Annotated in this window: 15 protein-coding genes and 1 pseudogene; 6 read left to right on the forward strand and 10 right to left on the reverse strand. The window is 61.8% G+C overall.

All coding sequences use genetic code 11. From position 1 onward, the window contains the following. Positions 1–129: 129 nt before the first annotated feature. The 3 genes from AB7M25_RS12935 to AB7M25_RS12945 all read right to left on the reverse strand — a co-directional run bounded on the left by AB7M25_RS12935 (position 130) and on the right by AB7M25_RS12945 (position 2952). Complete coding sequence (locus AB7M25_RS12935) at positions 130–1047, reverse strand: MBL fold metallo-hydrolase (RefSeq protein ID WP_429384580.1); 918 nt, start codon at positions 1045–1047, stop codon at positions 130–132. A gap of 78 nt (positions 1048–1125) precedes the next feature. Continuing rightward, positions 1126–2328 (reverse strand): NAD(P)/FAD-dependent oxidoreductase, encoded by a 1203-nt coding sequence (locus AB7M25_RS12940; RefSeq protein ID WP_429384578.1) that lies wholly within the window; start codon positions 2326–2328, stop codon positions 1126–1128. Positions 2329–2559: 231 nt separating this feature from the next. After that, complete coding sequence (locus AB7M25_RS12945) at positions 2560–2952, reverse strand: response regulator transcription factor (RefSeq protein WP_429384576.1); 393 nt, start codon at positions 2950–2952, stop codon at positions 2560–2562. A gap of 324 nt (positions 2953–3276) precedes the next feature. Here AB7M25_RS12945 and AB7M25_RS12950 point away from each other — a divergent pair, with 324 nt between their 5' ends. After that, a complete protein-coding gene (locus AB7M25_RS12950) occupies positions 3277–4212 on the forward strand; it encodes a LysR family transcriptional regulator (RefSeq protein WP_429519280.1) in 936 nt (311 codons plus the stop codon). Between the two features lie 10 nt (positions 4213–4222). Here AB7M25_RS12950 and AB7M25_RS12955 read toward each other — a convergent pair whose 3' ends face one another. Beyond that, positions 4223–5251, reverse strand: a complete 1029-nt coding sequence (locus AB7M25_RS12955) for a GlxA family transcriptional regulator (RefSeq protein WP_429384572.1) — start codon at positions 5249–5251, stop codon at positions 4223–4225. 293 nt (positions 5252–5544) lie between these two features. Here AB7M25_RS12955 and AB7M25_RS12960 point away from each other — a divergent pair, with 293 nt between their 5' ends. Together AB7M25_RS12960 and AB7M25_RS12965 are read left to right on the forward strand one after the other, a co-directional pair. Further along, a complete protein-coding gene (locus AB7M25_RS12960; RefSeq protein WP_429384570.1) occupies positions 5545–6216 on the forward strand; it encodes a response regulator transcription factor in 672 nt (223 codons plus the stop codon). Positions 6217–6299: 83 nt separating this feature from the next. Further along, a pseudogene (locus AB7M25_RS12965) lies at positions 6300–11466 on the forward strand (trifunctional serine/threonine-protein kinase/ATP-binding protein/sensor histidine kinase). A gap of 110 nt (positions 11467–11576) precedes the next feature. On the opposite strand, the gene AB7M25_RS12970 reads toward AB7M25_RS12965, so the two are convergent. Together AB7M25_RS12970 and AB7M25_RS12975 are read right to left on the reverse strand one after the other, a co-directional pair. After that, positions 11577–12557, reverse strand: coding sequence for an alpha/beta fold hydrolase (locus AB7M25_RS12970; protein WP_454237412.1), 981 nt, complete (start codon positions 12555–12557; stop codon positions 11577–11579). Positions 12558–13860: 1303 nt separating this feature from the next. Continuing rightward, positions 13861–14763 carry a LysR family transcriptional regulator gene (locus AB7M25_RS12975; protein ID WP_429560672.1) on the reverse strand — a complete coding sequence of 301 codons (903 nt, stop codon included), beginning with the start codon at positions 14761–14763 and terminating at the stop codon, positions 13861–13863. A gap of 124 nt (positions 14764–14887) precedes the next feature. On the opposite strand from AB7M25_RS12975, the gene AB7M25_RS12980 reads away from it, so the two are divergent. Continuing rightward, a complete protein-coding gene (locus AB7M25_RS12980; protein WP_429560671.1) occupies positions 14888–16318 on the forward strand; it encodes an aldehyde dehydrogenase family protein in 1431 nt (476 codons plus the stop codon). A 199-nt stretch (positions 16319–16517) separates the two neighbouring features. On the opposite strand, the gene AB7M25_RS12985 is transcribed toward AB7M25_RS12980, so the two are convergent. Further along, complete coding sequence (locus AB7M25_RS12985; RefSeq protein WP_429519276.1) at positions 16518–17648, reverse strand: ATP-binding response regulator; 1131 nt, start codon at positions 17646–17648, stop codon at positions 16518–16520. Then, entirely contained in the window at positions 17645–22507 is a 4863-nt protein-coding gene (locus tag AB7M25_RS12990; protein WP_454237413.1) for a response regulator, read from the reverse strand. Before AB7M25_RS12990 ends, AB7M25_RS12985 begins: the two co-directional genes overlap by 4 nt. 350 nt (positions 22508–22857) lie before the next feature. On the opposite strand from AB7M25_RS12990, the gene AB7M25_RS12995 reads away from it, so the two are divergent. Together AB7M25_RS12995 and AB7M25_RS13000 are read left to right on the forward strand one after the other, a co-directional pair. Then, positions 22858–23499, forward strand: coding sequence for a response regulator (locus AB7M25_RS12995; RefSeq protein ID WP_429384556.1), 642 nt, complete (start codon positions 22858–22860; stop codon positions 23497–23499). A gap of 308 nt (positions 23500–23807) precedes the next feature. Beyond that, positions 23808–24041 carry a hypothetical protein gene (locus AB7M25_RS13000; protein ID WP_429384554.1) on the forward strand — a complete coding sequence of 78 codons (234 nt, stop codon included), beginning with the start codon at positions 23808–23810 and terminating at the stop codon, positions 24039–24041. 102 nt (positions 24042–24143) lie between these two features. Here AB7M25_RS13000 and AB7M25_RS13005 read toward each other — a convergent pair whose 3' ends face one another. Continuing rightward, entirely contained in the window at positions 24144–24797 is a 654-nt protein-coding gene (locus tag AB7M25_RS13005; RefSeq protein WP_116583110.1) for a hypothetical protein, read from the reverse strand. Between the two features lie 280 nt (positions 24798–25077). Then, complete coding sequence (locus AB7M25_RS13010) at positions 25078–25356, reverse strand: DUF2790 domain-containing protein (protein ID WP_429384550.1); 279 nt, start codon at positions 25354–25356, stop codon at positions 25078–25080. Between the last annotated feature and the right edge of the window lie 131 nt (positions 25357–25487).

The following is a 25487-nucleotide window of genomic DNA, read 5'->3' on the forward strand; positions in this document are numbered from 1 at the left end:
AGCCCATCGCCAGCAAGCTGGCTCCTACAGTTTCCCGGGATTGCGTGATGAACCTTTTTTTTGCCTGTCTCAGTCGATCCAAATGCGTAGTCTGAGCAGACCAGTCGCAGGCCTTGTACCAACAGGCGATCAATAGTCCCAGAAGGCCGCAATCCAGCGGAAAGCATCACCGTCGATCGCCACTCGGCCGACCGAGGGGAAGGGCAGGTGAGTGGCGACGAACAGCTCGCCGCTCGCTGCCGCTTCCTGTAGCAGGCGAACTCGAACGCGAACCGATTCCTCGGGATCGTGTTCGAAGCCGTTGTGCCAGTCGGGATGGTCGAAGGCCACCGGGAACAGGGCGTCACCGGCGAAGGTCAGGCGCTCGCCGCCGGAGGTCACGTAGACCACGCAGTGCCCGGGCGTGTGGCCGCCGGTGAGTTTGGCGACCACGCCCGGTGCCACTTCATGTTCATCCTCGAAGATGTGCAGCTTGCTGTGGTACTGCTCCATGAACTGGTTGGCGGTTCTGCGCAGGACGTCCGGTACCGGTTGGGGCATCGATGTCTGGGAAAAATCGGGGGTTGTCCAGAAGTCGACTTCGGTGGCCGTGACGTGGATGCGCACGTCGGGACGCAGGCGGTTCTTCACCTCATCGACGAGCAGCCCGCCGATATGGTCCATGTGCATGTGGGTGATCACCACGTCGGTGATGGACGCGAGGTCGATACCGGCGGCCTCCAGGCGCTTGGGGAACTGCCCGGCTCGCGGGAAACCGGGGAACTGGCCGCCCAACCCGGCGTCAACCAGGACGGTCTGCTCGCCGCTGCGTACCACCAGCACGTTCAGTGCCCAGTCGAACATGTCCGGCCCGAGGTACATGTCCTTGAACCAGGCCGCGCGGGCAGCCGGGTCGGCGTTGGTGGACATGGTCTCGGTCGGCAGCGGCAGCACGCCATCGCTGACCACCAGTACATCAATCTCGCCGAGCCGCAGTGCGTAGCGCGAAGGCACCAGTTCCTCGGCATCCGCTTGCTGCCGGGTGAAGGATTTCAGAGGCATGGTCATGGTCGTTCTCCTATTGCTTGGGTCGAATACATCAGGCGAATGTCGCTCTCGCGACGGCAGGAAAATGGCGTGAGGTGTTCAGGCCACCGGGATCAGCGGATCGGCTGCGGCCAGGGCGGTGCGCCGGTCGGCGGCCGGGGGGTAGATCCACAGGGTGTTGATCTGCGTCTTGAGTTCCTTGGCTTCTGCCTTCACCAGCTTGAGCTGACGATCCCAACCTTCGGTGTACACCGCGCCCCAGGCACCCAGGTCCAGGCAGGTCACGTATTTGGGCTGGCGGTAGAGGGTCGGGGGGACGCCCAGCAGGTCGGCGGCGGCATTGTTGCCGGCGTGGCGGCCCAGGCTGATCGCGTGCTGGCAGGACATCGCGGCGAAATTGCCGATATCGTCGGTGGCCGCGTAGGCCACATCGCCTGCGGCGAACACGTTGCCCTGGCCACGGACCTTCAGGTTGCCGTCAACGTGCAGACGGCCCTGGCCATCGCGCTCGCCAGTGAGCTGTTCGGTGAGGCGACTGGCGCGGAAACCGACGGTCCAGATCACCGTGTGACTCTCGATGTGTCGGCCGTCGGCGAGGGTTACGCCGTTGGCATCTACTGAAGCGACCGTTGCGCCGGTGATCCACTCGATGCCCAACTCTTCGGAGGCCTCGACGATGGAGGGACGAATGCCGTCGCCCATGGCGGCGGCGATGCGCTCACCGCGATCGACGATAATCACTCGTACGTCCTGGTCGGCACCCAGCACGCCGCGCAGGCGGGCTGGCATTTCGGTGGCTGTCTCGATGCCGGTGAAGCCGCCACCGGCGACCACTACCGTGTTGCGAGCGCGGCTGGCAGGTTGGTTGCCGAGCGACATCAGATGACGCTCCAGGCGAGCGGCAGACTCGATCTGGTCAACGTCGAAGGCGTACTCGTTCAGGCCCGGCACCGGGGGACGTGACAACTGGCTGCCGGAGGCCAGCACCAGTCTGTCGTAGGGCAGTTCGGCAGGGCGGCCGGCCTCGTCGCGGTAGCCGACGCGGCCGGTTTGCTCGTCGATGCGTTCAGCGGTGCCTTTGACGAAGCGCACGTTCACCGCGTCGAGCAGGGCATCCAGCGGGGCGAACATGCTATGCACATCGGGTTCATAGAAGCGCGGGCGAATGCGCAGTTCGGCTTGCGGCGCCAGCAGGGTGATCTCCACATCCTGGCGGTCATGCATGTCCAGCAGGCGGGCGGCGCTCAAGGCACTCCACAGACCGCCGAACCCCGCGCCAATAACCAGAAGTTGCTGTTTCATGATGTGCTCCTGACTCGAATGGATGAAACTTGAAGCAGTGGCTTCAAGCTCGGCGTGACAATGAATGGCCGCCGCGAAATACAAGCGGTGTTGTTCTGTTTCCAGTTGTCCGCTGTGGATTCATGCTATGGGAGCGAACTTCGAGCTGCACTTCTCCATCGGTGTGCGGGAATTACGCATCCGTTGAAGAAAGTTATACGAAGGTATCGGTCAGGAACCTGGCCAGGGTATTCAGTGCACTTGTCCCAAGGCGGCTTCGACACACGCCAGTAACTGTTCGGCTGCGAATGGTTTGGGCAGGCAGGCGATCACCCCGGGCAAACCCGAAGTGATGCGCGGATTCTCGCCCGGGTAGGCAGTGATGAAGATCACCGGGATGTGCAGGCCGCGGGCGCGCAATGCCTCGTAGAGCTCAACGCCACACATGCCGGGCATCTGGATATCGGAGATCAGACAGTGGGCGAGTGCCGGACCGTCGGAGTCGAGGAACTCGCGGGCCCCGTCATAGGTGCGCGCCTGGTAACCAGTGGCGCGTAGAAGGCCTTCCAGGGCAGTGCGAAGGGATTCGTCGTCGTCGACGACTGCAATGACAGCCCTGTTGCGGATTTCAGTCTGTTGCATCATGTGGGGCACTCGTGGCGGCGCCTGCCGTACTTGCAAGATACGCCGTCGCCTGAGTCGGAAAAGTATACCTAGGTATAAATGAACAAGACCTGAGTGTGGAAATCCTGACTGGAAGTCGGGTGCTCATGAGATCTGTCGCGCAAAGTTCGAGAGGAGAATACGCAAGTATAAGTTCGAGCATCCAAGGGATGCTTTCATTTGCCTCATGTACTAAAGACTCGCCCGGCTTGCCTGAATACGCTGGAAACACATCGAAGACCCCGAATTCATATTCGGGTGCGACGAGGCGCTGTTCGAATCCAACTTCACCAGGCGGGTGGTCAAATGAACAGAAACGATCTGCGGCATGCCGACATCAATTTGCTGGTTGTCTTCGAAACCATGATGCGTGAGCGCAACGTCACCCGGGCGGGCGAACGCCTGTTCCTGTGTCAGACCACCGTCAGCAGCGCGTTGGGGCGGCTTCGTTCCATGTTCGATGATCCGCTGTTCATCCGCACCGGGCGGGTGATGGAGCCCACGGCCCGAGCCGAGGAAATCCACGCACGACTGGCGCCTGCGCTCGAAGGTATTGCCCTTGCCCTGAGTTGCAGCCAGGCGTTTGATCCGGGCACCAGCGAAGCATCCTTCCATGTCGGGCTCTCCGACGATGTCGAGTACGCGCTGCTGCCAGGGTTGATGAAACACCTGCGCATCGAAGCGCCCAACGTCACGTTGGTGGTCCATCGGGTGGATCAGTGGCAGCTGCCGCAGTTGCTGGTCAGCGGTGACATCTCCGTGGGCATCAGTCTGACCCGGGACCTGCCGGCGAGCTCCCGTTGCCGCCGTTTGCGACCCATGCAGTCGATGTTGCTGCGTGCCGACTCGGCGGTCGGCCCCGTAACGCTGGAGGAGTTCTGCCGGCGCCCGCATGTGGTGGTCTCCACGCAGGGACACGTAACCGACGATGTCGACCGCGCCTTGGCTCGCCATGGTCGTCAGCGCCGTGTGGTTTTGACGGTCCCCCAGTTCAGCGTTTTGCCCGCACTGCTGGACAACAGCGACCTGCTGGCCATCGTGCCTGACTATGTGGCCCAGGCGATGGTGCGCCTGGAAGGGATGCGTGTCGATTACGCGCCGCTGCCCCTGTCGAGCCCGGACCTGTCCATGGCCTGGCGTGGCGCCAGCCATGCGGACCCGCGCGAGCGTTGGTTGCGCGCCTGCTTCGCGCGCTATCTGGCGCAGCAGCCGGAGCGCCCGGTGGTGCTGGCGGTGGCCTGAGGGTGGGGTTTCAGCTTTCGCGGGTGAACCGGCTGCGGTAGTCGCGCGGCGAAATCCTCAGGTGACGCTGGAAGGTGGTGCGCAGCCTTTCCTCGTCGGCGAATCCGCAGGCGCGGGCGATCTGCTCAATGTTGCGCGGCGAGGTCTCCAGCAGACGTTTCGCCGCCTCCAGGCGGAACAGTTCGATGGCCTTGGCAGGCGGGCGCCCGGTATGCCGCTTGTAGACCCGGGAGAAGTTACGCAGGCTCATTTTCGCCTGTTTCGCCAGGCGCTCGACGGTCAACTTCGGGTCGTCCAGGTTCTCGGCCAGCCACAGGTGCAACTCGTCGAACACCGAACTGTCCTGCGCCTGCATCTGCAACAGCGTGCTGTATTGCGCCTGTCCACCCGGACGCTTGAGGTACACCACCAGCTCGCGGGCCGCCTGCATGCTGACCTCGCGGCCGCAGTCCGCCTCCACCAGGGCCAGAGCCAGATCGATGCCGGCGGTCACGCCCGCCGAGGTCCATACCGCGCCCTGCTGGATGAAGATCGCGTCGGCGTCCACCTCCAGGGCGGGGAAGCGCTGTTGCAGCGCGTCGCACATCGCCCAATGGGTGGCGGCGCGGCAGCCGTCGAGCAGGCCGGCCTTGGCCAGCAGGAAGGCGCCGCTGCAGACCGAGGCCACGCGGCGTGCGATGGGCGCTTCGCGATGTAGCCACGCCACCAGCTCGACGTGGCTGTCCAGGGTCTGGCAGATATCGGGAGCACCGGGAACGACGAGGGTATCGATGGCTGCGAGATCGAGCTCGCCAAGTGGACAGGTGTCCACCGCCAGACCCTCGACGGTGCTCACCAGGCCGCCGTCGAGACTCGCCGTGCGCAACCGGTAGCCGGGCAACCCGCGCTGGGAGAGCGCCTTGCTGGCCGCCCAGAACACCGTCTGTGCGCCACTCAGATCGAGCAGGCCCATCTGCGGGTAGGCGACGAACACCACCTCGCGCGGGCCCGTCCAGGGCAGGTGGTGTGTCGAGCGGTGCAGGGTGGGGGCGTTCGTCATGGAATCCTGTCTGTTCGAATGGTGGCTGAACCGGGGCCTGCACGGGGCGTTTTCAAGCACACGCGACTGGCCGTTTTTCAGGGGTTTCTGGCCTAACGCCGGATTGCATCGGCATGCTAGCTTTGCTCGCAGCGCAAGTCATTGCGCCACCGCGCGCATGCTGACGTCGACGCCCCAAAAACCCGCCCAGGTTGTGGATGGCCGTTTGGCTGGCGCATTGCTGCGGGTGTCATCATGGACTATCTTTTTTGACCTGCACACCGCGCATGGTGCGGTCCCGCTAAGGAGGCAAGATGACTTCGTGGTCGAATCCCAACCCGCCGCAAAGCCCGCGGGGTCCCAAGGAGCCGGTGGTCTATGTAGTCGATGACGATGAGTCCATGCGTCTTGCGCTCGATGGGTTGCTGCGCTCGATCGGTCTGCAGGTCCAGACCTTCGAATCCTCTCAGGATTTCCTCACGTTTGCCAAACGCGACGTGCCCGGTTGCCTGATCCTCGATGTGCGCCTGCGCGGCGAAAGCGGCCTGGCATTCCAGGAGCAGATGGAGAAGAGCGGCGTTCGCATTCCCATCGTGTTCATGACCGGCCATGGCGACATCGCCATGACGGTCAAGGCCATGAAGGCCGGCGCGGTGGACTTCCTGGCCAAACCGTTCCGTGATCAGGACATGCTTGACGCCGTCGCCAGTGCCCTGGCCCGTGACAGCGAACGCCTGCTCGCCGAACAGTCCGGCGCGGCCCTGCGCACCTCTTTCAAGGCGTTGACTCAAAGAGAGCGCGAGGTCTTGCGCTTCGTGGTGGCGGGGTTGATGAACAAGCAGATCGCGGCTGAGCTCAACCTGAGCGAAGTGACCGTGAAGGTCCACCGCGGCCAGGTGATGAAGAAGCTGGGCGCGCGTTCTGTTGCCGAGCTCGTGCGCATGGCCGAAACGCTGGGCGTCGAACCTTCGCGCCGGGCAACCTGAGCGGGGCGCGCGCCCAATAGCCAAACACGCCGCAGGCCACAGTTCCGAGCGGCACCAGAAACTTCATGGACGGTGCCGTGCCGATGGCGAGCAGACAGCAGATCTTGTGGGACGATGGCGAGCGGGTGTTCTCCCGCGTTCACCGCTTGGGGCGGGACGGTGACAGTGAGTTGCTGGTGCAGCCGTCCGCTGAACAACCGCTTCCCGCGACCCTCAACCGGCTGGCTCACGAATACAGCCTCAAGGATGATCTGGACAGCGCCTGGGCCCTGCGGCCACAGGCGCTGACGCGCGAAGGGGGGCAGACGCGTCTGCTGCTCGACGACCCAGGCGGCGAACCACTGTCGCACCTGTTGCTGGCCCCTCTGGAGGTAGCGCCCTGTCTGCGCCTGGCCATCAGCATCGCCGAGGCGCTGCGCCACTTGCACCAGCGTGGTCTGGTGCACAAGGATCTCAAGCCCCATCACATCCTGGTCAATTGCCGCGACGGCCAGACACGGCTGACCGGTTTCGGCCTGACTTCCCGGTTGCCTCGCGAACGACAGGCACCCGAGCCACCGGAGACCATCGCCGGCACCCTGGCGTATATGGCGCCCGAGCAGACCGGGCGGATGAATCGCTCCATCGACTCGCGCAGCGATCTCTACGCCTTCGGCATCACGCTCTACCAGATGCTCACGGGCGTCCTGCCGTTCAGCGCCAATGACCCGATGGAGTGGGTGCACTGCCACATCGCGCGCAAGCCGCTGCCACCCTGCGAGCGGGTGTCCGGTGTGCCGCTCATGCTGTCGCAAGTCGTCATGAAACTGTTGGCCAAGACTGCCGAAGAGCGTTACCAGAGCGCCGCCGGGGTCGAGCACGACCTTCGCCGGTGCGTGGCCGACTGGCAGCGCGATGGGCACATCGAAGCATTTTCCCTGGACGAGCAGGGCGCGACTGACAGGTTGCTGGTCCCCGAGAAACTCTACGGTCGCGAGCGCGAGGTGCAAATCCTGGTCGAGGCCTTCTCGCGCATCGTCAATAGCAGCGCTCCGGAGCTGGTGCTGGTGTCCGGGTACTCCGGAATCGGCAAGTCCTCGGTGGTCAACGAACTGCACAAGGTACTGGTGCCGCCACGTGGGCTGTTCGCGTCCGGCAAGTTCGACCAGTACAAACGCGACATCCCCTACTCGACGCTGGTGCAGGCCTTCCAGGGCCTGGTCCGCACGCTGCTGGGCAAGAGCGACGAGGTGCTGGCTGACTGGCGCAGCACGTTGCTGGAGGCGCTGGACCCCAACGCCCGGCTGATGACCGACCTGATTCCGGAGCTGAAGCTGATCATCGGCGAACCGGCGCCGGTGCCGGAGCTGGAACCGCAACAGGCGCAGCGGCGTTTCCTGCTGGTGTTTCGCCGATTCATCGGTGTCTTCGCCCGCGCGGATCACCCCCTGGCGCTGTTCCTCGATGACCTGCAATGGCTGGACGCGGCGACCCTCGACCTGCTCGAAGACCTGCTGACCCATTCGGAGCTGCGCCACCTGATGCTGGTGGGCGCGTACCGAGACAACGAGGTCGATGCCAGCCATCCGCTGACCCGCAAGCTCCAGTCCATTCGCCATGCCGGCGTGCGCGTCGATGAGATCAGGTTGGTACCGCTGGCCAGGGCGCACATCGAACAGCTGATCGCCGAGGCGCTGCGTTGCCCTCCACCCGGCATCGTGGCCCTGGCCCGGCTGGTGCAGGACAAGACTGCCGGCAACCCTTTCTTCGTCATCCAGTTTCTTCAGGCCCTGGCCGAGGAGGAGTTGCTGAGCTACGACCATACGGTGCGCCGGTGGCGCTGGGAACCGGAGCGCATCCACGCCAAGGGGTACACCGACAACGTCGTCGATCTCATGGTCGGCAAGCTCGCGCGCCTGCCAGCGGAGACCCGGCAGGCGCTTCAGCAGCTGGCGTGCCTGGGCAGCGTGGCGCAGATCGACACCCTGGCTACCGTGCTGGACCTGACGCCGGTTCGGGTCCATGCGGTGCTGTGGGCGGCGGTGCGCCAGGAGTTGGTCGTGCAACTGGAGGGTGCCTGTGCGTTCGCCCACGACCGCATCCATGAAGCCGCCTATTCGCTGATCGCTGACACTTCCCGGGCCGAGGCGCACTTGCGGATCGGTCGGATCCTGGCGGCGCAGACGCCAACGGAGCGGCGCGAGGAAGCCATCTTCGAGATCGTCGGCCAACTGAACCGTGGCGCCAGTCTGATGAACGCGCACGGTGAGCGTGAGCAACTGGCCGAGTTCAACCTGCTGGCCGGCCAGCGCGCCAAGGCCTCCACTGCCTATGCCTCGGCGCTGGCTTACCTGGGAGCCGGCGCGGAGTTGCTCGACGAGGATGGCTGGGAGCGCCGCCACGAACTGCGCTTCGCCCTGGAACTCAACCGCGCGGAGTGCGAGTTCCTGACCGGTCAACTGGTGCTGGCCGACGAGCGCCTCACCGCGTTGGCAGAGCGCGCCACGACCACGGTGCATCGCGCGGCGGTGGCCTGTCTGCAAATGGACGTGTGCCTGCTGCTCGATCGCAGTGACCGTGCGGTAGGGGTGTGCCTGGCCTATTTGCGCCAGGTCGGTATCGATTGGTCATCCCACCCGGACGACGAGGAGGTGCGCCGCGAGTACGAGCAGATCTGGATACAGCTGGGCGAGCGCAGCATCGAGCAACTCATCGATCTGCCGCTGATGGAAGACGCGGCCTCGCTGGTCACCCTCGACGCCTTGAGCAAGCTTTTTGCACCGGCTCTGCAGACCGACGCCAACCTGGCCTGCCTGACCATCTGCAAGGCGGTCAGCCTGAGTATGGAGCGCGGCAATTGCGACGCTTCCTGCGTGCTTTATGCCAACGTCGGGCGGGTGGCCGGTCGGCGCTTCGGCGACTATCAGGCGGGCTACCGATTCGGTCGTCTGGGCTGCGAATTGGTCGACCGGCGTGGCCTGACACGATTCGAGGCGAGCACCTACCTGTGTTTCTCGATGTTCGTTGCGCGCTGGATGAGACCGGTGTGCGAGTCTCGGGAATTGCTGCATCGCGCCTTCGTCGCGGCCAACCGGGTCGGCGACCTGCCTTATGGCGCCTATGCCGGTAATGGTCTGATCTCCGACCTCCTGTTCATCGGCGAACCGCTGCAGGAAGTACAGGGCGAAGCCGAGCAAGGTCTGGCCTACGCGCAGAAGGTGCACTTCGGCCTGGTCATCGACTTCATCAGCACCCAGCTGGCGTTGATTCGCATGCTGCGGGGACAGACTCCGGTGTTTGGCTGCTTCGACGATGGCCAGTTCGATGAAGCGCGCTTCGAGGCGCACCTGGGCAGCACGCCGGACCTGGCGCTGGCGGCGTGCAAGTACTGGGTGCGCAAACTGCAGGCACGCTACCTGGCCGGCGACTATGCGGTGGCGGCAGACTGCGCGGCGCAGGCCAAGGCGCTGATGTGGATCGCTTCGTCATTCCTCGAGGAAGCCGAGTATCACTTCTACGCGGCACTGACCCTGGCCGCCCGTTTTGATCCCGACTCCACCGGGGAGCCGGCTGCGCAACTGCAGGCTTTGGCCGAGCACCATGGCCTGCTGCAAGTCTGGGCGCAGCAGTGCGCGGAAACCTTCGCTTGCCGGGTTGCACTGGTGGGCGCCGAAATCGCACGTATCGAGGGGCGTCTGGTCGAGGCGCAAATGCTCTACGAGCAGTCCATTCAGTTGGCGCAGGATAGCGGCTTCGTGCATCTGGAAGCGCTGGCCAACGAGCTCGCGGCGCGTTTCTACGGCGCGCGCGGCCTCGGCAAGATCGCCCGGCTGTACCTGCAGGATGCTCGCTATGGCTACCTGCGCTGGGGCGCCGACGGCAAGGTACGGCAATTGGAGGGCCGCCACCGGCACCTGCGCAATGAGGAACCAGCACCCGGCCCGACCACTACCATCGCCACTCCTGTGGAGCACCTGGACCTGGCCACGGTGCTCAAGGTTTCCCAGGCGGCCTCGGGAGAGATCGTCCTCGAAAAGTTGATCGACATGGTCATGCGCACGGCCATCGAGCAGGCCGGCGCGGAGCGTGGCTTGCTCATTCTCGCCGAGGCCGGCGAACCGCGCATCGCGGCGGAAGCCGACACCGGTAATGGCACCACACAACTGCGCGACGGGCCGGTGAGCGCGGCCGCGCTGGCGGAGTCGGTGCTCTACCAGGTGCTGCGAACCGGCGAGAACCTGTGCCTGGAGGACGCCACGACCGACCCCGCGTTCGCCGCCGACCCCTACATCCACCAGCGCGAGGCGCGGTCGATCCTGTGCCTGCCGCTGATGAATCAGGCCAAGCTTACCGGCGCGCTCTACCTGGAGAACAACCTCGCGGCCGGCGTGTTCAGCCCGGCGCGAATCGCCGTTCTGCGGCTGCTGGCGTCGCAGGCGGCTGGCTGCCTTCGAGGCCAGCGTGCAGGAAGGGGTGGCCTTCGTGCTCGACCTGACCGAACGCAAGCAGGCCGAGGAGCAGGTCCGCGATGGCGAGCGGCGCTACCGCGAGGTGCAGGCGGAACTGGCCCATGCCAACCGTGTGGCCACCATGGGACAACTGGCGGCGTCCATCGCCCACGAAGTGAACCAGCCGATCGCCGCCACTGTGACCAATGCCAACGCCGCCTTGCGCTGGCTGGACGCGCAACCGCCGGAACTGGGCGAGGTGGGCCAGGGGCTGGGGCGCATCATCAAGGATGCCAATCGTGCGGCGGATGTGCTGGGGCGCATCCGTGAGCTGATCCGCAAGACGCCGCCGCAGAAGCAGCCGGTGGACGTCAACGCGGCGCTGCGCGAGATGGTCGAGTTCACCCGCGGCGAAGCCGTCAAGCATGGCGCTGTGGTGCGTACTCGACTCGCCGACGGTTTACCGCAGGTGAATGCAGACCGGGTCGAGCTGCAGCAGGTGCTGCTCAACCTGATCATCAATGCCCTCGAGGCCATGGGCGGCGTGCCCGAAGGGGAGCGCCACCTGCTCATCAGTACCGGGCACGAGCCGGACGGAATGCGGGTGACGGTCGGCGACAGCGGGCCAGGGTTCGCCGCGCAGAGCGCCGAGCGGGTCTTCGCGCCGTTCTACACCACCAAGGCCACCGGCCTGGGCATGGGCTTGTCGATCTGCCGCTCGATCATCGATACCCACGGCGGTCGCCTGTGGGCCAACGCGAACCTGCCGCGTGGTGCGCTGGTGCAATTCACGCTGCCGGCGCATCCCGCAACAAGCATCTGAACCTCAGCGCGGCGCCTGACCTTGAGTGAAGTGATTCGGGGAAAAAGTCCGGAGCAGCAGCCTCCGGACCTTTTCACTTGCAACTGCACTGCGTTACGACGGTCGATTCATCAGCCCTGGATGAACGCCAGCAGGTCTGCATTGATGATGTCGGCATGGGTGGTGCACATGCCATGGGGCAGGCCGGGGTAGGTTTTCAGTGTGCCGTGCTTGAGCAGCTTGATGGTCAGCCGCGCCGAGTCGTCGATGGGGACGATCTGATCGTCTTCTCCATGCAGGACCAGGGTTGGCACCTCGATCATCTTCAGATCTTCGGTGAAGTCGGTTTCCGAAAAGGCCTTGATGCAGTCGTATTGCGCCTTGGCGCCGCCATCCATGCCCTGGCGCCACCAGTTGTCGATCACCGCTTCGGATACCTTGGCATCCGGCCGGTTGAAGCCGTAGAAGGGGCCGGCGGCCACGTCCCGGTAGAACTTCGCGCGGCTCGCCGCCAGCGCCTCGCGGAAGCCGTCGAACACTTTCAGCGGCAGGCCGCCCGGGTTCTTGTCCGTGCGCAGCATGATGGGCGGCACGGCACCGATCAGCACCGCCTTGGCGACACGACCACCGCCGCCATGGCGCGCGACGTAGCGGGCCGCTTCGCCGCCACCGGTGGAGTGGCCGATGTGCACGGCGCCCTTGAGGTCCAGGTGGGCTGCCAGCTCCGCAAAATCGGCGGCATAGGTGTCCATATCATTGCCCACGGCGGACTGGCTGGAGCGGCCATGACCACGCCGGTCGTGGGCGATCACGCGATAGCCCTTGCCGAGGAAGAACAGCATCTGGTTGTCCCAGTCGTCGCCGGACAGCGGCCAGCCGTGATGGAACACGATGGGTTGGCCGGTGCCCCAGTCCTTGTAGAAAAGACGCGTGCCGTCCTTGAGCGTGAGGTATCCCGAGCCCTGATCCCGGCGGCTTGAACTGCCACTCGCTGGCGTTTGGGCTTTGCTCGATTGACCCGCCAGGGCAGGCACGGCCACTGCCAGTGCGGCTGCCGCCACGCCGGCGTTCATCAGGGCGCGGCGGGTGGTTCCTTTGGTTTCGTCGGTCATGGTGAATGCTCTCGTCTGGGTACCGCTGTTGCGGCGAATGAGGACCGGTACGACCGGTCTCGCGAAGTGCGCAAGGCTTTTCGCGATGAGGCCGAAGTACCGGTCCGCAAACCCTATTCCCAGGCAATAGTCCGCACCATCGTCCATGGGTATCGCGCAACCATACTTAGGTTTCGTGGATGGCCTGGAAGGTTGCACCATGGGATGCCGCCGAGATCATCTACCCGCCAACAGTTCCATCAGCGGCCCGGAGCTTGTCGACAGGCTGGCAGAAATGACCTGACCGCTACTGGCTGGGTGCGGTGACTGTCCCGAAGGGCTACAACCCAATATAGATAGTCTGTCCCGGAAAATTGTAGGAGCCGGCTTGCCGGCGATGGGCTCAAGTGCACCGCGTTTATCCCGTTCACACGCGTTATCGTTGACGACCATCGCTGGCAAGCCAGCTCCTACAGGAGATCGTGACTTCCAAACCAGTGAAAGCCCCCAAAAGCACACCTAGCTGAGCCCCAAGGCTGGCGCAGGGTCATCCTGAGTTGCGAAGGGGCGTGTCAGTTCGCGCCCAACTTGAATTTGATACTGTCTGAGGGCCACCAGGTCCACGATGGCGGCGGCGTGTAGCAGCCTGGCTGATTGGCGGGTGTCGCGTCACAGCGGACGGTGTAGCCCTTGTTGCCTATTTCTCTCCCGCCTTCACCGGTGCCGCGCTCATTGTACGAAGAGCAGCCACCGAGCAAAGCGACAGCCAGTAAAACTGTTGTGTACTTCATAAATGCCTCCATGCGTAGAGCGTGCAGCTTAGCCATGAGTCCCGCCTGGTGCGGGATTTTTTTGTCTGGAGAAAAAGTGATGACTGCAACCGAACGAGAGCCCCGAAGCGCGTGGGCATTTGATGGACAAGCATCCTTGATTCAACTGCCGAACGACTGTTATTGGCCGGAAGCGGTCCATTCTGATGGGCAACTTTTGGCCGAAGGGTGGCAGCATTCACAGGTTGGTAGACCAGGACGCGAGGAGACCGGCAGGCTCGAAAGCCCCTTGTGTATAACCACCATAAAACCGGGACGAATGAACGCCACAACGGTGTGCTGTCCCCCTTTTCGTCTTGAACTCATCAGCCCAATACGACCAGCAGAAATCATTCCCCGGAATCGGCGCCAGTTCGACGGCGGCCTCAAGTATGAGAATGAGTGGCTCGACTGCGAAATCACACTCGGCTGTTCCCTGGAGCAAGCGACACAGGTGGCGTGTTTCCACGGGGTATTCCAGATACGATTTCGACGATATAAGGGGCGAAACATGATCAAACCACAGTGGGCCGCAACTCGTGCACCAGTTCAATCAGCGCGCGCAATCGCGCCGGCACGAAGCGATGGCCCGAGTAGTAAAGCCTCAATCCGGCAAACGACGGGCACCACGGCATCAGCACTGGCACCAGGGCGCCGCTTGCCAGTTCTTCGTGGATGAACCACTCGGAAATGAAACCGATGCCAAGGCCCAACAACACGGCCTGTTTGATGGCCGGCAGCTCGTTGGAGGCCAAGCGCACCGGCAGATCCATCTGCAGCTTCTGGCCGTCGCGCTCCAATTCCCAATGGTAGAGGCCTCCGTGGGCCATGCGCATGCCGATGCTCTGGTGGGTCAGTAGGTCTCGCGGGTGCTCGGGCACGCCGTGGCGTTCGAGGTACTCGGGCGTTGCCACCACGAGCATCCGGATGTCACCTGACAGTGCCACGGCAATCATGTCTTGCGGCACGGACTCTGCCAGGCGAATCCCTGCGTCGAAGCCTCCGGCGACGATGTCGATCATGCTTGATTCGCTGACGATGTCGATGCGCACCTCGGGATAGCGCTGAGCGTACTGCTTGAAGAGCGGCTCCAGCAGCAGGCAGGCCGCGCCATGCGGTGCATTGATGCGCAGTGTGCCGCTGGGTTCGTCGGGGCCGACGCTGGCCTCTTCGCCGGCACTTTTGATCTGTGCCAACGCAGGGGCGATACGTTCCACATAGCGTTGCCCGATGTCGGTGAGGGCAACGCTGCGCGTGGAGCGATTGAACAGGCGCACCTTCAGGCGCGCTTCCAGGCCGGCCACCGCGCTGCTCACGGCGGTGGTGGACATGCCCAACTCCTGTGCTGCGCCACGAAAACTGCTGCGGCGCGCAACGGCCAGAACCACTTCCAGCTCGGTCATTCCTGTTCTGTGCATGGATTGTCCTGAAAATACGGATGTTTCATAAGTCACAGGATAGCTTATCGGAACAATGATCCCCTCTTAGACTTCGCATCACAGAGGCTCGATTCAGGCGAGTCATTTTGAGCGAGGAGTCGCCATGCAACGCATTGAACACATCTACATCAACGGCGAGTTCGTCATTCCACACGGTCAGGAATGGTTCGACCTCCATAACCCGAGCAACGAGGAAGTCATCGGTCAGGTTCGGCTGGGCGATGCACTGGACGCACAGCGTGCCATCGCAGCCGCCAAGGCTGCGTTCCCGGCGTGGTCTCGTAGCAGTCGGGAGGAGCGTATAGCGGCACTGCAACGCATGTACCGGGCCGTGGCGGCCAGGGAAGAAGAACTGCTGGAAGCCATCCTCGTGGAGTACGGCGCACCTGCGGTCCGCGGGCGTTGGATGGCGACTTATCCGGCTGACGTGATTGCGCAAGCAATCGATGCACTGCAGACGTTCGATTTCGAGGAACAGGTCGGCATTGCCAGGGTCATTCTGACGCCCGTGGGCGTTAGCGGTCTGATCACACCCTGGAACAGCAATGCGGGCTTCATCTGTAACAAGCTGGCCACCGCGCTGGCGGCAGGCTGCACCGTCGTCATCAAGCCAAGTGAGATAAGCGCGTTGCAGACGCAGGTCGTGGTCAGGGCGTTGCACGAAGCGGGGCTGCCACCGGGTGTATTCAATATCGTCAACGGACGGGGGGAGGTGGTCGGCGAGGAAATCGCCCGTCATCCTGACGTTGCCAAGATCTCTTTCACGGGTTCGTCCGCTGTCGGCCAGCATCTGGTAAAAACCGGTGCCGACACCATGAAGCGCGTGACGCTCGAACTCGGCGGCAAGTCGCCCACCGTGGTGCTTGACGATGCGGATTTCCAGGCGGTCATGCCGTTGGTGCTGCAAGCCGGATTTCTCAACAGCGGCCAGGCTTGCATTGCGGGTACTCGCATCCTTGTGCCGCGCAGCCGGCTGGCAGAGTTCGAGCGGATTGCGAAGCAGAGCGTCTCACAGGTTCAATCGGGCGATCCGCGCAACGCCGACACCGACATCGGCCCGATGGTGAGCCAGAAACAATGGGAACGGGTGCAGCGCTACATCCGTATCGGCCAGGAAGAAGGCGCAAGGTTGCTGGCGGGTGGCGAAGGTCGCCCGCAAGGCTTGCACGCCGGATGGTTCGTGAAGCCCACGATCTTCACTGATGCCAACAACCGGATGCGCATCGCGCGTGAGGAAATCTTCGGCCCCGTGCTGACTATCATCCCCTACGAGGGTGATGCTGATGCGATCCGCATTGCCAACGACACGGACTATGGGCTGAGCGCCCTGGTGCTGGGAAAGAGTTCCGAACGCTGTATGAACGTCGCCCGTCAGATCGATTCGGGACGCGTGCTCATCAACACCCTGACCCACGAACCTCGTGCCCCTTTCGGTGGATTCAAGCATTCAGGCCTTGGGCGCGAAATGGGGAGGTGGGGGATGAGCGCGTATCTGGAGCCGAAGACGTTGATCACGTATGAACCGTTGAAATGACGGGGTCGGGTTCCTGTCTGGGAACACTGGGCGGGAATGGCAGCCAGCGTCCGTATTGGCTGATTACCGCCTGTCGCGCCCGGTAGAATTCGACCCGTTTTAGCAGTGACTCAACGTTGTGCTGCGACTCACCTGCGACGAGATACGCACACCGGCCATGGACATGGGCATGGGCCATAACTTTTCAGCGCCATCCCGGTCAGTCGATGGGCAGCGATATGGTCAATCTCGTTCCTTTGTCCGGTGCGCTGTCGATCGTGAACTCCCCGCCCAGCATGCTGATGCGTTCCTTCATGCCCACCAGTCCGAACGAGTTCAGTTTTTTGCGATCCGTCATGCCTACGCCGTTGTCCTTGATCTGCAGGTATAGCCGGCGACCCTCCCTGGAGAGTTCGATGTGTACCTGTGTCGCTTGCGCGTGCCGGGCAATATTCGACAGTGATTCCTGCACGATGCGGAACAGCGTCGTGGCGGATTTTTCATTCAGGTCGCAGCGGAAGTTTTCGTCTTTGGCCGACATCGTGCAATCGATCGCGCTGCGCTGCCGGAACTCTTCAAGTTGCCACTCGATTGCGGCCTGCAATCCCAGGTCGAGTACAGGTGGCCGAAGATCATTGATGATACTGCGCACACTGCGGATGGCGGTATCGAGGTGATTCAGCGCATCGCTGGCCTTTTCGTTGAGCCTGGGGTGCAGGGTGGCGGTGCGCGCCTGCAGCATGGAGACATCGATGCGCAATGCCAGCAGACTCTGTCCCAGCTCGTCGTGGATGTCGCGTGCGATGCGCTTTCGCTCTTCTTCCTTGAGGTGCTCCTGATAGGAGGCCAGTTCACGCAGCTGCCGCTTCGATTGCAGCAATTCTTCGGCCTGCATCGTCAGTTTGCGCTGCAAGTAGAACAGGTCGACAAACACCTGGATCTTGGCGCGAAGCACTTCGGCCACAATCGGCGAGAAGATGTAATCCACGGCGCCGGACGTATAACCGCGGAAACGCTCGGAATCCGTGTCGGCCTCCGCGGTGACGAAGATAATGGGTGTATGGGCCGACTTCGGGCGGCCGTGAATGAGTGCAGCGGTTTCAAAACCGTCCATCGCCGGCATTTTCACGTCGAGCAGAATGACGGCGAAGTCGCGCTGCAATAGCAGGCGCAGCGCCTCGCGTCCGGAATTCGCCGTGGCGACATCGAGGCCCATGTCGGTAATCACCGCGGCGAGCGCCGTGAGCTTGGCGGGATTGTCATCCACCAGTAACACGGAGGCTGGCACGCCATCAGGCGGGGCAGGGTGCCGCACCTGGGCGCTCTCTTTGAATACCGGAGGTTGCTTCATCGATAGAGCCATTTGCGCATCAGTGACAGCAACTGGTCGGTATCCACCGGCTTGCTGACATAGTCCGAGGCGCCTGCCTCGATGCACTTTTCACGGTCACCCATCATCGCCTTGGCCGTCAGCGCAATCATGGGCAGGGCTTCAAATCGTTTGAAGGTACGGATCTGGCGCATGGTTTCAAAGCCATCCATCTCGGGCATCATGATGTCCATCAGCACGATGTCGGTATCGGGCTGCTGCTGCAGCAGTTCTATGGCGGTCCGGCCGTTTTCGGCCGTGGCCACCCGCATGTTGTTGCTCTCGAGCACGCTGGTCAGGGCAAAGATATTGCGCACGTCGTCGTCGACCACCAGGGCCTTTTTACCCTCGAGGCTGTCCGAGCCCTCATAGAGTTTTTCCAGCATCCTGCGCTGGGTCTGCGACAGCCTGTCGACGACACGGTGTAGAAACAGTGCGGTTTCGTCGAGGATGCGCTCGGGAGACTGAACGGCCTTGATCACGCCCTTGCCCAGCAGTGTCCGGAAACGCTCGTGTTGCGGCTTGGTCAGTGTCTCTGCACCATAGACGACGATCGGCAATTCACGCCTGGCCTGGTCTTCCTGCAACGCCTCGAGGAGCTTGATGCCGGATGCGTCGGGCAGTTCGAGATGGATTGCCATGCAGTCGTAGCGTTTCTTTGCCAGTTTCTTCAAGGCCTCAGCGCCGCTGGCGGTCGTTTCGATCTTCACGTCGGTATTGCCGAGTAGGTCGAGGATGCGGGCGCGGTTCGCTTCGTCGCCGTCGATCAGCAGCAGGTTCCTGGTGTTGCGCCCTGCGAATGCGACGATGCCGACCAGCGCATGTTGAATCTCGTCGGCTGTGACCGGCTTGAGCAGATAGTCGAAAGCGCCATAGCGCAGCCCGCGTGTGCGGTCGTCAGTGTTCGAGATGATCTGGACCGGGATGTGACGCGTGGCGAAATTTCCCTTCAACTGCTCGAGCAGCAACCAGCCATCGATGTCCGTCAGGCCCGGGTCCAGCGTGATCGCGGCGGGGTTGAAGCGCTCGACCAGCTCCAGTGCATCCGCGCCACGGGTCGTGACGATTGCCCTGAACCCCTTCTGGTGCGCGGCCTCGAGCAGAATGCCGGCGAATCGGGCGTCGCCCTCGAGCATCAGCAATACCTGGTCGCCGGGTTGGACCGACTCGCGGTCGTCGAGTATCTGTGCAGTCGGGCCTGAGATGAGGTCGCGCCTGACCTGGCCAGGTACTGTCTCTGTCAATGATTCGTCCAGCGTCTGACGCTGGGCATCCTGCGTACGCAAGGGCACGTACAGCGCGAACGTACTGCCCTTGCCGATCTCACCGGGGATCAGCCGCAGCTCACCGCCCAGCCGGTGCGCGAGCTCGCGGCTGATCGACAGGCCGAGGCCGGTGCCGCCGTATTTTCGTGAGGTTCCGGTATCGGCTTGCTGGAACGCCTCGAAGATCAGTTTCTGCTTGCCGGCCGATACGCCAATGCCGGTGTCGGTGACCACGAAGGCGACCACCGCATCGGCGCGATTCAGTTCGCTGTGATCCACACTCCACCCGGACACAACGGGCTCGATGCTGATCTTGACGCTGCCTTGCTCAGTGAACTTGAAGGCGTTGGACAGCAGGTTCTTGACCACCTGTAGCAGACGCTTTTCGTCGGTCCACAAGACGGGGGGCAGGGTAGGCGCCAGTTCGATCGTGAAGGTCAGGCCGCGGCTTTCGGCGACCGGCCGGAAGGTGCGTTCGATCTGATCGTGCAGATCGGCGAACCGTGCTTCATTGAGATCCAGGGTGACCGTACCCGACTCGATCTTGGACAGGTAGAGAATCTCGTCGATCAGCTCCAGCAGGTCTTTGCCCGCGCTGCGGATGGTCTTGGCATATTCGACCTGCCTGGGGGTGAGATTGTGTTCCGCGTTGTCGCTGAGCTGCCGGGCCAGGATCAGCAAGCTGTTCAATGGCGTCCTGAGCTCATGGGACATGCTGGAGAGGAATTCGGACTTGTACTTCGAGGTCAGCGTCAGCTGCTCCGCCTTCTCCTCCAGCGACAGCTTGGTGATCTCGACTTCGCGGTTCTTGCGCTCGACTTCGGCTTTCTGCTCCGCCAGCAGGCCAGCCTTGTCCTCCAGTTCCTCGTTGGTCTGTCTCAATTCCTCCTGTTGCCTTTGCAGCTCGTGCGCCAGCGATTGCGACTGCTTGAGCAGTTCTTCGGTACGCATATTGGCTTCGATCGTGTTGAGCACGATACCGATCGATTCGGCCAGCTGATCAAGGAAGGTTTGATGAATGATGCTGTAGCGCGTGAACGAAGCCATTTCGACGACGGCCTTGACCTTGTTCTCGAACAGGATCGGCAACACGATGATATTCAGCGGGGCGGCAGCACCCAGCCCCGATGAAATCGCGACGTAATTGGCCGGTACATCGGTCAACAGGATGCGTCGCTTCTCGTAGGCGCATTGCCCGACCAGGCCCTCGCCGAGCCGCCACTCATCGTTCACGTTGATGTTGCCCTTGTACGCATAAGCGGACAGCAGCTTGAGTTTCGCCGGATCCGGCGGGTTCTCGTCCATCATGTAGAACACACCGTGCTGGGCGTTGATCAGCGGAGCCAGTTCAGACAGCACCATCTTGGAGACTGCCGCCAGATCTCGCTGGCCCTGCAGCAGGCGGTTGAATTTCGCCAGATTGCTCTTGAGCCAGTCCTGCTCCGCGTTTTGCCGCGTGGTTTCGCGCAGGTTGCGGATCATCTCGTTGACGTTGTCCTTCAGTTCCGCCACTTCACCCTTTGCTTCCACCTCCACGTAACGCGTCAGATCGCCCTTGGTCACGGCCGTCGCCACATCGGCTATTGCACGCACCTGGTTGGTCAGGTTGGCCGCCAGACCGTTGACGTTGTCCGTCAGGTCGCGCCAGGTGCCGGCAGCACCCGGCACGTTGGCCTGGCCCCCCAGCTTGCCCTCGACGCCCACTTCACGTGCCACCGAGGTCACCTGGTCGGAGAACAGCGCCAGCGTATCGGTCATACCGTTGATGGTGTCGGCCAGTTCGGCGATCTCACCCTTGGCTTCCAGTGTCAGTTTCTTCTTCATGTCGCCGTTGGCGACGGCGGTCACCACTTTCGCGATGCCTCGCACCTGGCTGGTCAGGTTGGCCGCCATGAAGTTCACGTTTTCGGTCAGATCCCTCCAGGTGCCGGACACGCCTTGCACCTGTGCCTGCCCGCCGAGCTTGCCTTCGGTACCGACTTCGCGCGCCACCCGCGTCACTTCGGCGGCAAAGCTGTTGAGCTGGTCCACCATGGTGTTGATGGTGTTCTTCAGCTCCATGATTTCGCCCTTGGCTTCCACGGTGATCTTGCGTCCCAGGTTGCCTTTGGCCACCGCCGTCGTCACGTCGGCGATGTTGCGCACCTGATTGGTCAGGTTGGCCGCCATGCTGTTGACCGAGTCGGTCAAGTCTTTCCAGGTCCCACCGACGCCCGTCACCTTGGCCTGGCCGCCGAGTTTGCCGTCAGTCCCCACCTCGCGAGCCATGCGCGTTACTTCGTCGGCAAAGGTCGAGAGCTGGTCCACCATGGTGTTGATGGTTTCCTTGAGCTGGAGAATTTCACCTTTGGCTTCGGCTGTGATCTTGCGCGACAGGTCGCCGTTGGCCACCGCCGTCGTCACGTCGGCAATGTTGCGCACCTGGGTGGTCAGGTTGGCCGCCATGCCGTTGACCGAATTGGTCAAGTCCTTCCAGGTACCGGACACGCCGGTCACCTCGGCCTGTCCGCCCAGCTTGCCTTCGGTACCGACTTCCAGCGCGACGCGGGTCACCTCCGAGGCGAAGCTGGAGAGTTGGTCGACCATCGTGTTGATGGTGTTTTTCAGTTCGAGAATCTCACCCTTGGCTTCAACGGTAATTTTCTTGCCGAGGTCGCCGCGCGCCACCGCCGTCGTCACCTGGGCGAGGTTACGCACCTGGGTGGTCAGGTTGGCCGCCATGCCGTTGACCGATTCGGTCAGGTCGCGCCAGGTGCCGGATACGCCGCGCACTTCCGCCTGACCGCCCAGCTTGCCTTCGGTACCGACTTCCAGCGCCACGCGGGTCACCTCCGCAGCGAAACTCGAGAGCTGGCCGACCATGGTGTTGATGGTGTTTTTCAGCTCGAGAATCTCACCACGGGCTTCGACGGTAATCGTCTTGCCCAGATCGCCTTTGGCCACAGCCGTGGTCACGTAAGCGATGTTGCGCATCTGGGTGGTCAGGTTGGCGGCCATGTCGTTGACGGAGTCGGTCAGGTCTTTCCAGGTGCCGGACACCCCTTTGACATTAGCCTGCCCACCGAGAATCCCCTCAGTACCGACTTCCCGCGCCACGCGGGTGACCTCGGAAGCGAAGGAACCCAGGCGCGTCACCATGGTGTTCACGATCTCGGCGGATTTGAGGAACTGGCCCCGCAGTTTTAGGCCGTCGAGTACCGGCGGTACCTGCTGGCTCAGATTACCCTCGGCCACCGAACCGACCACGCGAATGATCTCGTTCATCGGGCTGATGAGGTCGCTGGTGAGCGCATTGCTGGCGTTGACGATCTTTTGCCACGAGCCTTTCATCATCGGCAATTCGATACGCTCATCGACCTTGCCCTGCTTGCCGATCAGTTGCGCCACGCGCTCGAATTCGGTGGTGGTCTCGGCCGCCATGTCGATGATCTCGTTGAGCGTGTCGGCGATCTTGCCCGGCATGCCGGTCCAGTCTTCCGGCATACGCGTGGTGAAGTCACCTTTGCGCAACGACTTCAGCGCTGCCAGCAATGTCTTCATGTCCAATACTTCGATCGGTGTCGTCACTGTGGCCATGTCTTTGTCCAGTCAAAATGGATGCCGCGGGCAAGGCATTACCCCTTGCCGCAGGAGCCGGCATTGCCGTATTTACCCTGTTGAAAACTGGGCGCTGGCTTACGAAATACTAGCAAGGTTGGCGCAATGCCCCGGATCCCGGGGGAAATTGTCATCTTGCAGTGCAATCCCGACCTGCTAACGTAGAACCCGGCAGCAGATTCCCTGGCTTGCTGGCCCACTGGCCGCAGGGTTGGTGTGGGAATGCATGAGCGCGCGCCTCTGTGTCGGCGGGGCCGGCGGGTTCAACATCATCTGTGCATCGAGACACGATATGGCCAGGGCCTTGCGGGTGCGAATGGAAAAGACAGATGACTGAACACAAAATCAGAGTCTTGCTGGTGGATGATCACAGCATCGTGCGTAGCGGCGTGCGACGCATGCTGGAGACGGCCGGCGAGATCGACGTAACCGGTGAAGCCGAGACGGCACAAGACGCCATGCTCCTGGTCCGCGAGCAGGATTTCGATGTGGCGCTGGTCGATATTCAGCTTCCCGACAAGAACGGCCTCGAGCTCCTCAAACTCATGCGTGCGCACAAGCCCAAGCTCGCCGTTCTGATGTTGAGCATGCATTCGGTCGAGGCCTATGCGTTACGCGCAATCAAGCACGGCGCAGCGGGATACCTCACCAAGGATATTTCCGCAGCGACCCTGGTGGCGGCCGTTCGCAAGGTGGCCTCAGGCGGCAAGCACGTCAGCCCTGAGTTGGCAGAAAAACTGGTTCACGCGATCGGCAGAGGCGACGAGGCCCCCCACGAAGCGCTATCCGACCGGGAGCTTGAAGTACTGAAGCTTCTCGCTGCAGGCGAAAGAATTGTGCGCATCGCCGAGATACTGCATTTGAGTCCGAGTACCGTCACGACGTACCGGGCACGCATCCTGGAAAAAACCGGGATGGACAGCAACGCGAAACTGGCCCGCTATGCACTTGAAAACGGCTTGTTAACCTAGGGTGACTGCTTGTAGTGGAATCACTACAAGCTTTCGGTCGATATCTCCACAAAGAACTCCTGCTAACGTCGATAGCGGGGGCCGTCCCAATCAAGCATATTTACCCCTCGGAAAATTTTGGTCCGCTCTATGGAGTTGTCTTCGTCAACGAGTCAGAAAAGACTCCGGAATGGATATTCACAAGTTGAGTACTGAATGCACGCTGCATTCAGGTTGAATCAACGTTCAAACTGGAAGGAGTCAAGATGATAGGTTATGGGTTATGCGCATTACTGTGGGGTGTGGTGTTGCTGGAGGAAATCCAACTCATGCCCCGTCAGGAATGGAAAGAAGAGGGTCTGAAAAAGGTTCTGTTGCTGCGCCGAACCAGAACACGGACTGGCTACTTTATTGCGTTGATCGCGGGCGCCCTGTGCCTTTACAGCGAAATCCTGGTGGCACCGGTCGATCAGAGTATTTTCAATCCGGAGTTGATACTTGCCGTATGTGGTGTTCTTTGGGGCGCATATCTTTCCGTAGTCTGCATGAAGGGGAAGCGATAGAGGCCGCGGGATCTCGTTTAAACCGGCGTTAGCAGCACCGTTTGCGCACTGCTAACAGCAGGTTTTATTGGCTGAAGCCGAACTTCCTTGCTCAGCCTGGCTTCACCATCCAGCGAGGGCGGCGTTTCCTGGAGTCCTGAAGCCTTGCTCCATACGCGTTTCGGTGTCTCTGTCTTTTGCCCAGGCAGTGAGCAGGACCATCATCCCGAAACCGCCGACGATGAGAACCGGATAGGCTGCCAGCAACTCGACCAGCGAGTATTTCCAGGCCAGCGGACGACCGACACCGAGCATGGCGGCATAGAACCATGACACGGCGGAGAGAGCGCCGGAGAACAGCGCCAGCATGCGCAGGCTGAAGGAGAGTTTGAGTAACGAACCGGCTTTTTTCAGCGCCGGCAATACAGCGCTATGCAACAGGAAGCCGTTAAAGGTCAACAGCACTACGATGCCGATTTTGGCTTGCAGTTTTGGATTGAGGAAATACTCCATCCCCTTACCGGCATAATCGATCCCGACGATACCAATGCCCGTAATCCAAAGCGCTACAAGTGCAAGCGATACGGTTTTTTGAAGGCTTTCCATGTGCGCGTCATCGTGGTGACCCGACGCATCCCCCTTCAGGAGTTGCTTGACCATTGCAATGTCACTGGTCAAGACCAGCCCGATTGCCACGCAACAGGCGATAAGATGAAAATATACAACGCCCAAACGCACATATTCCACGGTGGACGAAGAAAACATACTAAGTTCCATGGTGACCTCTTTTATTCAATAGTGAATCAACTTGGCTCGCGGCACGGCTTGATTGGAATTTACCGTTGCTGCCTGCCATTCAGACCCAGCCATTGTTATCAATTAATCCTGGGGCAATACGCCGCCAAGATAATAGTGAGTTTCGCGAATGAACTTTCAGTCATTCGAATATGTCCATTTTCAGGTAACACAAAACCTCAATCGCACTGAGTGCACAGGAGGTTTAACTTCCGCTTCTTGTTGGGGGGCGGCTACGCCCGGAACTCGATCGACGAGTTGATCAGGCAATGCTGGTAGGGTCGGCAGGGCTTCCACCCCATTCGAGGAAACGGATCTTGTGAACCTCGCCCTCGCTGTCTTCGTAGACCAGGGTCACCGGTACGACGCCGGTCTTGTCGGATGTATCGGTGCGCTGCAGCACCCGTTTCACATCGATGTCCATACCGTAGTGGTATTCGACGGCTGAGACATGCGCACCGGGGTCTTGCAGGTTGTTCTGGTCAAAGACACTGGGTGCGAGACTGGAAATCACGGCACTGACGATCGTGGCCATGCTCATAAGGCTGTACCTCCACTGAAGTTCACTTGACAAGGACTTAATGTGACACGTGATGAAAGTGAAGTTCACTTCACCACGACGAACGTGCCCGTCTGAAAAGCCTGTAGTGGCTGCAAACTCTCTGCAATTCC

Source organism: Pseudomonas sp. AP3_22 TE3818 (genome assembly GCF_053628995.1).